12 protein-coding genes and 1 pseudogene are annotated in these 12,264 nt (G+C 72.6%); 9 read left to right on the top strand and 4 right to left on the bottom strand.

The window, feature by feature from the left end; translation table 11 throughout:
• From R7226_RS07705 to thrB, 5 genes and pseudogenes are all read left to right on the top strand, one after another.
• Positions 1-453 (top strand): annotated as a pseudogene (locus R7226_RS07705) (hypothetical protein); the annotation flags it as partial.
• 79 nt (positions 454-532) lie between these two features.
• On the top strand, positions 533-1,804 hold the full coding sequence (gene lysA / locus R7226_RS07700) for a diaminopimelate decarboxylase (protein WP_318596480.1): 1,272 nt from the start codon (positions 533-535) through the stop codon (positions 1,802-1,804).
• On the top strand, positions 1,794-3,029 hold the full coding sequence (locus R7226_RS07695; protein ID WP_318596478.1) for a homoserine dehydrogenase: 1,236 nt from the start codon (positions 1,794-1,796) through the stop codon (positions 3,027-3,029). The genes lysA and R7226_RS07695 overlap by 11 nt, the downstream gene beginning before the upstream one ends.
• On the top strand, positions 3,026-4,039 hold the full coding sequence (gene thrC, locus R7226_RS07690) for a threonine synthase (RefSeq protein ID WP_318596476.1): 1,014 nt from the start codon (positions 3,026-3,028) through the stop codon (positions 4,037-4,039). Before R7226_RS07695 ends, thrC begins: the two co-directional genes overlap by 4 nt.
• A gap of 16 nt (positions 4,040-4,055) precedes the next feature.
• The gene (thrB, locus tag R7226_RS07685; RefSeq protein WP_318596474.1) at positions 4,056-4,910 is read left to right on the top strand and encodes a homoserine kinase; all 855 of its coding nucleotides are present in this window, start codon (positions 4,056-4,058) and stop codon (positions 4,908-4,910) included.
• A gap of 8 nt (positions 4,911-4,918) precedes the next feature.
• Here thrB and R7226_RS07680 read toward each other — a convergent pair whose 3' ends face one another.
• From R7226_RS07680 to R7226_RS07670, 3 genes are all read right to left on the bottom strand, one after another.
• Complete coding sequence (locus R7226_RS07680; protein WP_318596472.1) at positions 4,919-5,869, bottom strand: L,D-transpeptidase family protein; 951 nt, start codon at positions 5,867-5,869, stop codon at positions 4,919-4,921.
• Positions 5,870-5,939: 70 nt separating this feature from the next.
• Positions 5,940-6,746 carry a ParA family protein gene (locus R7226_RS07675; protein WP_318596470.1) on the bottom strand — a complete coding sequence of 269 codons (807 nt, stop codon included), beginning with the start codon at positions 6,744-6,746 and terminating at the stop codon, positions 5,940-5,942.
• A gap of 34 nt (positions 6,747-6,780) precedes the next feature.
• Positions 6,781-7,362 carry an FHA domain-containing protein gene (locus R7226_RS07670; RefSeq protein ID WP_318596468.1) on the bottom strand — a complete coding sequence of 194 codons (582 nt, stop codon included), beginning with the start codon at positions 7,360-7,362 and terminating at the stop codon, positions 6,781-6,783.
• A gap of 245 nt (positions 7,363-7,607) precedes the next feature.
• Here R7226_RS07670 and R7226_RS07665 point away from each other — a divergent pair, with 245 nt between their 5' ends.
• The 3 genes from R7226_RS07665 to R7226_RS07655 are packed head-to-tail and all read left to right on the top strand — an operon-like array spanning position 7,608 to position 9,064.
• The gene (locus R7226_RS07665) at positions 7,608-7,916 is read left to right on the top strand and encodes a hypothetical protein (RefSeq protein WP_318596466.1); all 309 of its coding nucleotides are present in this window, start codon (positions 7,608-7,610) and stop codon (positions 7,914-7,916) included.
• Between the two features lie 57 nt (positions 7,917-7,973).
• The gene (locus R7226_RS07660; RefSeq protein WP_318596464.1) at positions 7,974-8,456 is read left to right on the top strand and encodes an SRPBCC family protein; all 483 of its coding nucleotides are present in this window, start codon (positions 7,974-7,976) and stop codon (positions 8,454-8,456) included.
• Positions 8,457-8,479: 23 nt separating this feature from the next.
• Positions 8,480-9,064, top strand: coding sequence for a hypothetical protein (locus R7226_RS07655; RefSeq protein WP_318596463.1), 585 nt, complete (start codon positions 8,480-8,482; stop codon positions 9,062-9,064).
• Between the two features lie 151 nt (positions 9,065-9,215).
• On the opposite strand, the gene R7226_RS07650 is transcribed toward R7226_RS07655, so the two are convergent.
• The gene (locus tag R7226_RS07650) at positions 9,216-10,976 is read right to left on the bottom strand and encodes a penicillin-binding transpeptidase domain-containing protein (protein WP_318596461.1); all 1,761 of its coding nucleotides are present in this window, start codon (positions 10,974-10,976) and stop codon (positions 9,216-9,218) included.
• A 107-nt stretch (positions 10,977-11,083) separates the two neighbouring features.
• Here R7226_RS07650 and R7226_RS07645 point away from each other — a divergent pair, with 107 nt between their 5' ends.
• Positions 11,084-12,235 (top strand): MarP family serine protease, encoded by a 1,152-nt coding sequence (locus R7226_RS07645; RefSeq protein ID WP_318596460.1) that lies wholly within the window; start codon positions 11,084-11,086, stop codon positions 12,233-12,235.
• The last annotated feature ends 29 nt before the right edge of the window (positions 12,236-12,264 follow it).

Genomic DNA, 12,264 nt, shown 5'->3' with positions numbered 1-12,264 from the left:
GCGGGCGGCGACGGCGGTGCGGGCGGCAACGGCGGGCCTGCCGGCGGCACGGCCAGCGACGGCGGCGGCAGCGGCGGATCCGGCGGCGGAAGCGGTGGTGGCACCGGCGGCAGCAACGGCGGATCCGGCGGCAACGGCGCGCCGGGCGCGCCCGGCGCCGACGGCGGCACGACCGCGCCGACCGGCAACCTCGGCGACACCGTCAGCAGCACGACCGGAGCGCTCGACCAGACCGTCACGCAGACCGGCGCGGCGCTCGACGAGACCGTGCAGGGCGTGACCGATCCCGTCGGCGAGGTCGTCAACCAGGTCGCGCCCGGCGTCGGCGACACCGTCGCGCAGACCGGCGGCGCCGTCGGCGGCCTCGTGAGAGGCACGACCGGCGTCGTCGGCGGGGTGCTGAGAGGGACCGGCGACGTCGTCGGCGGCCTGCTCGGCGGCGCGAGAAGATAGCCCCGCGGGCGACCGCGACGACCGCACCTGCGGACCGCGGCGCGAGCGGATGGCGCGAGCCGGCATAATCACGCCGGCCATGGCCGCGACTCAACAGCTCTCCAACGTGCTTCCGCTCGGCAGCAGCATCAACGACCTCGGACATCTCGAGATCGGCGGCTGCGACGCCGTCGAGCTGGCGCGCGAGTTCGGCACGCCGGCCTACTTCGTCGCCGAGGACGACATCCGCACGCGCGCCCGCGCCTTCGTCGAGGCGCTGAGAGCCCGGCACGACGACTTCGACGTCCTCTTCGCCTCCAAGGCGTTCCCGTGCACCGCCGTCTACCGGCTGCTGGCCGAGGAGGGGCTCGTCTGCGACGTCGCCTCGGGCGGCGAGCTGCACCTGGCGCTGCGCGGCGGCTTCGACGCCAGCCGCATCTACCTGCACGGCAACGCGAAGTCGCTGGCGGAGCTGGAGCAGGCGATCGACGCCGGCGTCGGCCACGTCGTGCTCGACTCGTTCATGGACATCGATCGGCTGGAGCGGGTCGCCGCCGACCGCGGCGTCCACCAGGCGGTGCTGATCCGCGTCACGCCCGGCGTCGCCGGCAGAACGCACGCGAAGATCTCGACCGGCCAGGCCGATTCGAAGTTCGGCTTCGGGCTCGACGACGCGAGGCTCGCGATCGAGCGGCTGCGCAGATCGAACAGCCTCAACCTCGTCGGCCTGCACATGCACATCGGCTCGCAGCTGCTGTCGCTGGAGGCATACCGCCCGGCGGTCGAGGCGCTCGCGACGCTCGGGGACTTCCCGACGTACAACTTCGGCGGCGGCCTCGGCGTCGCCTACACCGCCGGCCAGCAGCCGCCGGCGATCGAGGACTACATCGACACGAAGATCAGCGCGCTGCACGAGATCCTCGGCCGCGACAAGCGAATCCTGATCGAGCCGGGCCGCTCGCTGGTCGCCAACTCGACGGTCACGATCTACACCGTCGAGACGATCAAGCGCAACGTCTCGACGTGGGTCGGGGTCGACGGCGGCATGTCCGACAACCTCCGCCCGATGCTCTACGGCTCCGTCTACGAGGCGTTCTTCGCCGACCGCGCCGCGCTCGCCGGCACGGGCGAGAGAGCGCACGTCGCCGGCAAGCACTGCGAGTCGGGCGACGTGATCGTGCGCGACGTGCCGCTGCACGAGCCGAAGGCCGGCGACCTGCTCGTCACGCCCGCGACCGGCGCCTACGGCCACGCGATGGCGAACAACTACAACGGGATCCCCCGACCGCCCGTGATCTTCTGCAAGGACGGCGACGCGCGCGTCGTCGTCCGGCGCGAGACCTACGACGATCTGGCAGCCCGTGACGTCTGAGCCGACGCCGTTCCGCATCGGGCTGCTCGGCTACGGCACCGTCGGTGCCGCCTTCGCCGAGCTGCTGCCGCAGCGCGCCGCGCAGATCGCGCACGTGACCGGGCTCAAGCCGGAGATCGGCGGCGTGCTGACGCGCTCCAGAGGCGACTTCGAGCAGATCCTCGCCGACAGCGACCTGATCGCCGAGCTGATCGGCGGGATCGAGCCGGCGCGCGACTACGTGATCCGCGCGATGCGCGCCGGCAAGCACGTCGTCACCGCCAACAAGCAGCTGCTCGCCCAGCACGGCGAGGAGCTGTGGGCGATCGCCCGCGAGGAGGGCGTGCAGCTGCGCTTCGAGGCGGCCGTCGCCGGCGTCGTGCCGGTCATCCGCGTGCTGCAGGAGTCGCTCGCTGCCGCGCACGTCGAGCGGATCCACGGGATCGTCAACGGCACCTCCAACTTCATCCTCAGCGAGATGGCGCGCACCGGCGCGCCGTACGCCGACGTGCTCGCCGAGGCGCAGCGGCTCGGCTATGCCGAGGCCGACCCCGCCGAGGACGTCAACGGCAAGGACGCCGCCGCCAAGATGGCGATCCTCGCGCGCCTCGCCTTCGACACGCCGGTCCACCTCGATCAGGTCGTCTACGAGGGGATCGAGCGGATCGGCCCCGACGACCTCGAGTACGCGAGGGACCTCGGCCTCGGCCTGAAGCTGATCGGCACGGCCGAGCGCGTCAACGGCGGCATCTCGGTGCGCGTCCACCCGGCCTTCCTCTACGCGCGCCACCCGCTCGCCTCGATCGACGGCCCCTTCAACGCCGTCACGGTCGAGTCCGAGGCGATCACCGAGATCACGATGTCCGGCCCCGGCGCGGGCGGTCCGCAGACGGCCAGCGCCGTGCTCGGCGATGTCGTCAGCGCGATGATCCCGCCGGCCTCGACGCCGGAGACGAGCGCGAGGCTCGAGATCGTCTCCGACGTCGTCTCGTCGTTCTACCTGCACCTCGAGGTCGTCGACGAGCCGGGCGTGCTGTCGCGCATCACCGGCGTCCTCGGCGAGCACGGGATCTCCGTCAAGTCGGTCGTGCAGAAGGGGCTGGGCGACAACGCGCGGCTGGTGATGGTCGTCCACCCGATCCTGGAGTCGCGCTTCTTCGCGGCCATCGAGCAGATCGCGACGCTGGAGACGCTGCGGACCGATCCGCGCGCGATCCGCGTCATCGAGGAGGAGTTCTCAGCATGAGCGTCGGTCTGATCGAGCGCTACCGCGACCGCCTGCCGTTCGCCGCCGACGATCCCGTCGTCACGCTCGGTGAGGGCTCGACGCCGCTGATCCACGCTCCGACGCTCTCCGACCGCGTCGGGGCCGAGGTCTGGATCAAGTTCGAGGGGCTCAACCCGACCGGCTCGTTCAAGGACCGCGGGATGACGTGCGCCGTCTCGGCCGCCGTGCGCGAGGGGGCGGAGGCCGTCATCTGCGCCTCGACCGGCAACACCTCCGCCAGCGCCGCCGCCTACGCCGCGCGCGCCGGTCTGCGCTGCGTCGTGATCGTGCCCGAGGGCCGGATCGCGACCGGCAAGCTGGCGCAGGCGCTGATGCACGGCGCGCGCGTGATCGCGCTCAACGGCAACTTCGACGAGGCGCTCAAGCTCGTGCGCGAGGTCGTCGACCGTCATCCGATCGCGCTCGTCAACTCGGTCAACAGATACCGCCTCGAAGGGCAGAAGACGGCCGCCTTCGAGATCTTCGAGCAGCTCGGCGCGATCGACGCCCTCTGCATCCCCGTCGGCAACGCCGGCAACATCACCGCGTACTGGAAGGGCTTCAACGAAGTCGACCAGAAGCCGGCGATGTTCGGCTTCCAGGCCGCCGGCGCGGCGCCGCTGGTCGAAGGGGCGCCGGTCGCCAACCCGCAGACGGTCGCGACCGCGATCCGGATCGGCAACCCGGCCCGCTGGGAGGAGGCGATGAACGCGATGACCTCCTCGCACGGCGCCGTCAGAGCTGTGACCGACGCGCAGATCCTCGACGCGTACCGCTTCCTCGCGTCGAGAGAGGGCGTCTTCGTCGAGCCGGCCTCGGCCGCCTCGGTCGCCGGGCTGATGGTCCACGGCGCCGGCGGCGCCGAGCGCGTCGTCTGCGTCTGCACCGGCCACGGCCTGAAGGATCCCGACACCGCGCTCGACCAGGTCGGCGGCGTGCTGCCGTGCGAGCCGACGCTGACGGCGGTCGAAAGCGCCGTCCTCGGCTAGCGCGGGGAGCAGCGCGATGGATCGCCGCCGCGTCGTCCGCGTCCCCGCCTCCTCGGCCAACCTCGGGCCGGGCTTCGACGTGCTGGCGGCCGCGCTGTCGCTGCGGCTGGAGGTCGAGGTGGTCGAGACCGGCCGCTTCGCGATCGAGACCGACCTCGACATCGCCAGAGACCGCCGCAACCTCTGCGTGCGCGCCTTCGAGCGGCTGCACCCGTCGACCGACTTCACCTTCCGCATCAGATCGGAGATACCGCTCTCCGGCGGGCTCGGCTCCAGCGCCGCGGCGATCGTCGCCGGCCTGACGGCGGCCGACCACCTCTTCGAGCTCGACGCCGACGTCTTCAAACTCGCCTGCGAGGTCGAGGGTCATCCCGACAACGTCGCCGCCGCGCTCTACGGCGGCGTCGTCATCTGCGCCGACGGCGAGGTCACGCGAATCGACCCGCCGACCGGCCTGGAGGGGCTGCTGGTCGTGCCGCACGAGGCCGTCCGCACGGCCGCCGCGCGCGCCGCGCTGCCGGCGGAGGTGCCGATGGGCGACGCCGTCCACAACGTCGCGCACGTCGCGCTGTTGACGCTCGGGCTGGCGCGCGGCGACTGGGAGCTGGTCGGCCGCGGCCTCGACGACCGTCTCCACCAGCCCCACCGCGCCCACCTCTACCCGAAGTCGGCCGAGCTGGTCCGCGACGCGCGCTCGCTCGGCGCGCTGGGGGCGACGATCTCCGGCGCCGGCCCGACGGTGCTCGTCTGGAGCCACTACGAGCAGACCGCCGCGGTCGCCGAGGCGCTGCGCGCCCGCGCCGCCGGCTGGGCGAGAGTGTTTCGCGTCCCGTTTGAGACGCAGGGCGCGGACGTCGTCGCGCTCGGCTGAGCGCCCGCTCAGGCGCGGATCGTGACGATGGTCCCCAAGGGGACCGTGTTGACCGCTCTGCGGATCGCCTCGGTCGGGGCGCGCAGGCAGCCGAGGCTGGCGCGCGTGCCGATCGTCTCCGGCAGGTTGGTCGCGTGGATCGCGATCCGGTCACCGCCGCCCCAGCCCTGCGGCGTCGCGGTCTGATGGCCGCTGAGCGCGAGGATGCAGCAGCCGTAGGGCGATGAGGAGGACTGCGTCAGCAGCTTGTCCGTGACGGCGAAGCGACCGGTCGGCGTCGGCGTGCCCTCGCTGCCGATCGCGACCGGGAAGCGCTGCACGACGCGGCCGTTGCGGCGCACGACGACCTCGCGGCGGCTCAGCGAGGCGTCGATCCGGTAGCCGCTGCGGTGCGATTCGAGCGTCGCGCGCGCGGAGATCCAGCCGATGCGGCCGTTCGGCAGCTGCGGCGTCAGCACGCCGAGCCAGCCGTCGCGCTGGCGCACGATCGCCAGCACCGTCGGCGAGTCGAACTCGGTTCTCGGCCGCAGCCGCCCGATCACGCGGCCGCCGGGGGCGTCGCGCAGGGCCGTCGATCGCTTCAGGTGGACGGTCTGCTGCGGGGCGGCCGCGGCGGCGGCTGTGCGGGATGGTGGCGACGCCTCGGCGGCCGGTTGCGCGCCGCCGGGCGCGGCGGCCGCGGCGGGCTCGTTGCCGCCCGCCGGGGGCTCGACGGCGGTCGCGGGCGCATCCGTCTCCGCCTCCGCGTCAGCGGCCCCTGCCGCGCCTGATGGCGCGGCCTGCTGCGCCGGCGCCGTGCTGGGGGTGCCGGTCGTCGGCAGTTGGACGGTGACGGTCTGCTGCTGGAGCGCCTCGGCGACGGGGTCGTCGCCGCCGCAGGCGGCGAGCACGGCCGCGAGCGACAGCGCGGTGGCCACGCTGATCGCGCGGACGACGATGGGGCGGGGGAGCGGCGACATCGGCTCCCTCAAGAGTACGGTGCGACGGTGGCGCGCCGGCGCGCTCGGCGCGTGGCCGGTGCCGCCGGCGCTACGCCGCCGGGCCGTGGCCGTTGGAGGCGGCCTCGATCAGCGGCTTCAGTCTGCGGCGGGCGCCTCTGAGGCCGAGCCGTCTCAGCAGCTCGTCGCTGACGTGCAGGTAGTCGAGTCCGAGGTCCGGCCGATAGTCGACGATCGACAGTGCCCGCTCGGCCGACTCCGCGTACGCGATCGAGGAGCGGATCGTCTGCTCCAGCAGCTTCTCGCCGAAGTGCTCTCTGAGCGAGTCGTACGCCTCGCGCGAGTGGCGCGTGCGCATGTCGGCGATGTTGAGCACGACGCCGAGCCACTCCAGCTCGGGGTTGAGGTTGTCGCGCGCCAGCTCGATCACCTCGAGCGCCTGCTCGACGCCCTGCATCGCGAAGTACTGCGCCTCGGCCGACAGCAGTGCCCAGTCGGCGGCGACGAGCGCGTTGACGGTCAGCAGGCCGAGCGCCGGCGGGCAGTCGATCAGGATCACGTCGTAGTCGGACTTGACGTCTCTGAGCGCGCGTCTGAGCGTCAGCTCGCGGCCCATCTTGCCGCCGAGCGTCAGCTCGGCCTCGGCGAGGCCGAGGTTGGCGGGCAGGACGTCGTCGTGGATCGCGTCCGCGGCGGCGGCGCGGCCGCCGAGCACGTCGCCGACGGTCGGCTCGGCGGTCGGGTCGACGTCGAGGTAGTCGGACAGGTTGCCCTGTGGATCGAGGTCGACCGCGAGCGTGGCGAGGCCGACGCGACGGAAGACGTCCGTCAGCGTGCGCACCGTCGTCGTCTTGCCGGTGCCGCCCTTCTGGGAGAGGACCGCAATCGTGACCGCCATCGAGCCGCGCACTATACGCGCGCGGCTCTCAGGTTCAAGCCGGTTGCGGCTGCTGGACCGCGGAGAACTCGCGCGTCCCGCTGACGGCCGGGACGTCGACGAAGTACAGGTGGTGTCTGCCGACGACCAGCTCGTCGCCGTCGCGCAGCGTGTGCCACTCGACCCGCTCGCCGTTGACGAAGACGCCGTTGAGGCTGCGGTCGTCGAGCACGCGGACGCCGTCGGCGCGGCGTACGACGAGCGCGTGGCGTCGCGAGACGGTTGGATCGTCGAAGCGCACGTCCGCGGCGAGGCTGCGGCCGATCCGCGTCCACTCGCGGGTCAGCTCGTGCACGACCGCCTCGCCGTCCTCCTCGTACGCGAGGTACTGGCCGGCCTCGTCGAGGCGGGTGCGGACACCGTCGAGCCAGGCGGTGGCCGTGCGCTCCATGTGCTCGGGGACGGTGTCGGCCGATGGGTTCTGGGATGTGAAGAGCGACGCGCGCACGTACTGCGCTCCGCCGCAGCTGGGGCAGGGGGGAAGGGAGTCGGCAGCGGCGAGCGAGACCACGTAGTCGCACTCGACGCAGCGGAACGTGCCGGTGCCAGCGAGGGTTCCCGACGTGTGAGCCTGCATGTCCTTCGACCTCCATTGCGGTGGCCCGGCGCGGGGGCGCCGAGTCGAACGCGCAAGTAACAGGTGTTACGAGCGAAGTATGGTTGCAGCCATCCCGCAGTGGGGGACGCTGCGTCTTTTCTCCTACCCGGCCAACGGGCAGCGAAACTCTAGCCCCGATGCAGAGTTCCGGTGCGTCAGCATGGCGACCTTGCACGATTCGTGTCAGAAAAGGACGCAGCGGGCGCGAAGCCGAAAACAGGGACATGCTTCGTTCGCTCCAGTCACCTGACCTCGAGCGTCAACTGCTGCGGCGCAGCGTGATGGCGCTCTCCGCCGGCCGCGACACCTGCGACGGCTGCCATCGCACACCGCTGCTCGGCGAGCGCGTCCACCGCTACGAGGGTGGCCGCACGCTCTGCGAGCTGTGCAAGCGGGAGCGGCGCGAGCAGCCGGTCGACTCGCGCGTCGTCCACGGCGGCGAGCACGGCACGACGGTGCGCATCACCGATCAGCGCCCCGAGCGCGAGCGCAACCGCCGCTCCCGCCGTCGCACCGCCGACCGCGCGGCATAGCCGGGGTGTCCACGAGCGGGCGTTCGCGCCCGGTCGTCCTTTAGACTTCGCCGCGCTATGGAGCCCGTCACAGCCACCGTCTTCATCGCCCGTCCGCGCGAGGAGATCATCGCGTACCTGAGCGACGTGGCCAACCACCCGGAGTTCAAGGACCACTTCCTCGTGGACTGGCACCTGACGCGCGAGGACAGCGAAGGCGTCGGCGCCGGCGCTCGCTTCCGCGTGAAGATGCCGTTCAACCGCTTCGGCTGGGGCGACTACACGCTCGTCGAGATCTCGGAGTTCCGCGTCGTCGAGCGCGGGCGCAGCGGGAAGTTCAACCGCAACCGCACGATGGGCACCTGGGTGCTCGCCGACGCGCCGGGCGACACGACCCGCGTCGAGTACACCTACGAGGCCGAGTCGAACATGCCGAGCGACCGCCTGCGCGAGAGTCGCGGCTGGTGGAAGCGCAAGACGGCGAAGTCGCTGCGGCGGCTCGCGTCGATCCTGGAAGAGAACCGCGACCGCGGCGGCCGAGTGACGGTCGCCGGCCGCTAGACGGATAGACTCCGCCACCGCTCATGACGAACAGACTTCTTCGAACCCCACCGCTCGTCGGCGCGCTGCTCGTGTCGCTGACGTTCGCGGCCTGCGGCTACAACCAGACGGAACCGGTCACCCACGGGGAGAACGAGTCCGTCAACGTCCAGGCCGGCAACCTCGTCTACCAGGTCCAGATCAGCCGCGCGCTCAACCCCGACGCCGTCGACGACCGCCAGTACCTCGAGGGCGTCGACCCGGCCGAGGCGTCGCTGTCCGCCGAGGACCAGTGGTTCGGCGTCTGGGTTCGCGCCCAGAACACGACCGACACGCCGCACGAGTCGACCGAGGACATCAAGGTCCTCGACGCCTCGGGCAACGAGTACGAGCCGATCGAGCTCGACGAGAGCAACCCCTTCAAGTACTCGGCGCGCGTGATCGAGGAGGCGGGCGGCAACGGCCAGCCGCTCCTCCCCGACCCGGACAGCGCCTCCGGCTCCGGCCCGATCCAGGGCTCGCTCGTGCTCTTCAAGGTGCCGCACACGATCTACCAGGACTCGCCGGTCGAGCTGGAGATCACGCCCACCGAGGGCGGCGAGGCATCCACGGTCCAGCTGGATATGTAAGAACTGCCGCACACGCGGCAGAAGTCTTCCGAACGCCCCGGGCCTCGCGCCGGGGCGTTCGTCGTTGTGGGGACGTTCCGGCCGGGAGGCCGGGAGGCCGGGAGGCGGGGAGGAGCGAGAGGCGGGGAGGAGCGAGAAGCGGGGAGGCCCGCTATCTCGTCCGCTGCAGCGAGGAGACCATCACCTCGCGCGCGGCCGGAGCGGCGACGTCGCCGCCGGCGCCGGCCTCGGTGAACAGCACCCCGACGGCCACGCGCGGTCTGTCAGACGGCGCGTAGGCGACGAACCAGGCGTCGGTGTCGGGGATGTCGTCGGTCAGGTGGTCGGGCACGTCTTCGCCGTCCTCCGGCGCGACGGTGCTGCGCAGCTCCGCCGTGCCGGTCTTGCCGGCGACCGTGACGCCGTCGATCTGGGCGGCGGTGCCGGTTCCCTCGCTGACGACGGCGTCCATCATCTTCGCGACCTCGCGCGCCACTCTCGGCGAGGTGACGCGCACGAAGCGCGGTCTGGCGCCCAGCTCCAGCGTCGGCACCGGCCGCCTGCCGTCGTTGGCGATCGTCGCCGCCACCAGCGTCATCTGCAACGCCGTCGCCTGCACGAGGCCCTGACCGATCGCGGTCGAGCCGACGTTGAGGTCGTCGCCCATCTCGGCCGCCGGCGGCACCGTCGAGACGGCCGCGCCGGGGACCCCGAGGTCCTCGTTGAAGCCGAACCGCTCGGAGACGTCGAGCAGCTTCTGCGGGCCCAGTCTCGCGCCGAGCGGGGCGAAGACCGAGTTGCAGGAGTGGGCGAAGGAGGCGACCAGCGTGCCGCCGCAGTACTCGCCGTTGGCGTTTTGGATCGGAACGCCTGAGAGCAGCGCCTCGCTGACGACCGGGTACTCGCTCGTCGGCTTCGCGATCCCCTCCTCCAGGGCGCCGACGAGCGTCACGATCTTGAAGGTCGAGCCGGGCGGCTGCAGGCCGGAGAAGGCGACGCCGGAGAGCGCGAGCACCTCGCCGGTCGCCGGGTCCATCGCGGCGATCCCGCCGTAGCGGCCGCCGAGCATCGAGATCGCCGAGCGCTCGATCTCCGGGTCGATCGTCGTCTTCACCTCGCCGCCCGGGCGCGGCTCCGATCTCGCCAGCACGCGTGAGCCGCCGAGCAGCCGGCCGCCCGGCACGCCGGCGAGCTGCTGCTGGAAGATCCGCTCCAGCCCGGAGGCGCCGATCTGGGCGTTGTCGGGGTAGCCGAGCGCGCGGTAGAGCGACCGCTCCGCCTCCGGGATCGCCTCCATCTGGCCGACGATCTGGCCGGCGACGTCGGGGATGTCGCTGGTGCGGTCGGCGCCCTTGGCGAGCACGGCGCCGTCGCGTGCCAGCAGCGTGCCGCGCTCCGGCAGCTCGGTCTCACGCGTCAGCTGCTCGCCTCGCTGCAGGTCCGGGAAGACGAGCGACGGCTGCCAGGCGACCCGCGCCTCGTCGCCCTCCTTGCTGACCGGCACGTCGAGGATCCCGTGGACGGTCCCGAAGACGCGCGTGCGGACCGACAGCGCGATCGGGACGACGCCGCCCTCCTGCGATCTGGCGGTGCCGGCGGTCAGCGAGCGGGTCGTCGCGATCGCCGCCGCCTCGCGGTAGGCGGCCTCGAACTCGGCCTGGGGGACGGCCGCTCTCGATCTCTCGTCGAGCAGCGCGTACATCGCTCTGTAGTCGCCTCTGACCCACAGCGCGGCGAACTTCTGCACGGTGTCGCGCTCGGCGCGACCGGGGTCGCGGCCGGCGATCAGGCCGATCGCGAGGGCGATGATCGCGACGATCGCGACCGTCGGCAGGAGTCGGCGCAGCAGGCGGCGCCGCCGCTCGACATCTGCGGCGTTGTATCGCGACGGTCGATGTTGCCGCGCGCCCCCATACCGGCTGCCTGCCTCCACGTGCAGGCGGAGGGTAGATCATCGGAGCGAAAACCGGAAACCCGGGTGTTGCGGTGTGACGCGGCGGAGGCCGGCCGAGCGGCCGCACCCGTCATGCTGTGGCGCTCGTGACCACGATCGACTGGGTCATCGTCGGGCTCGTCGCCCTCTTCGCGTTCTTCGGCTGGATGCGCGGCTTCATCGTCGGCGCGCTGTCGCTCGCCGGCTTCGGGCTCGGCGCGGTGCTGGGCGCCCGCGTCGGCCCGCTGCTGCTGCCCGACGGCTCGCATTCGCCGTACGCGGCGCTGTTCGCGCTGGCTGGTGCGCTGCTCGTCGGCGGACTGCTGTCGAGCGGGCTGGAGACGCTCGGGATGAAGCTGCGGCGGGTCCTGCGGGTGCCCGGTCTCGGCGTGCTCGACGGCGCCCTCGGGGCCCTGCTGACGGCCGCGGTGGCGCTCGGGCTGGTGTGGATCGCCGGCGCCGTCGTGCTGCAGACGCCGGGGATCCGCGACCTGCGCGCCGAGGTGCAGCGCTCGGCGGTGCTGAGACGGCTCAACGAGGCGCTGCCGCCGTCGGGGCCGATCCTCAACGCGCTCGCCCGCTTCGACCCGCTGCCGACGCTGCAGGGGCCGGGCGCCGACGTCGAGCCGCCATCGCGCGAGGTGCTGGACCGGCCCGGGGTGCGCGCGGCTGCGCCGAGCGTCGTGCGGATCCTCGGCAGCGCCTGCGGTCTCGGTGTCGAGGGATCCGGCTGGGCGGCCGGCGACGGGCTCGTCGTCACGAACGCCCACGTCGTCGCCGGCCAGGAGGACACGATCGTGCAGGAGGGCGGCGACGAGCCGTCGCTCGACGCCTCCGTCGTCCACTTCGACGCCCGCAACGACGTCGCGGTGCTGCGCGTGCCGTCGCTCGACGCGCCGGGGCTGGCGCTCGCCGACACGCCCCGCAGCGGCACCGCCGGGGCGATCCTCGGCTACCCGCTGAACGGGCCGTTCGACGTGCGCGCGGCGCGGATCGGGAGAACGCGCACGGTGCTCTCCGACGACGCCTACGGCAACGGCCCGCTACAGCGCTCGATGACGACGTTGCGCGGGACGGTCCGCAGCGGCAACTCCGGCGGCCCGGTCGTCGACGCCGGCGGACGCGTGCTGACGACCGTCTTCGCGGCGACGACGAGCGGCGAGCCCGGCGGCTACGGCGTGCCGAATGCGATCGTCGCCGACGCGCTCGCGCAGGCGCGCCGCGGCGCCACGGTCTCCAGCGGCCCCTGCGCGCGCTGATCCGACGCTGAGCGCGGGCCGCTGCCGAG

It is taken from the genome of Conexibacter stalactiti (assembly GCF_033542075.1).
GTDB lineage: Bacteria > Actinomycetota > Thermoleophilia > Solirubrobacterales > Solirubrobacteraceae > Conexibacter > Conexibacter stalactiti.
Note: the sequence above shows the minus strand (reverse complement) of the source record. Positions and strands in the feature narration are given on the sequence as shown.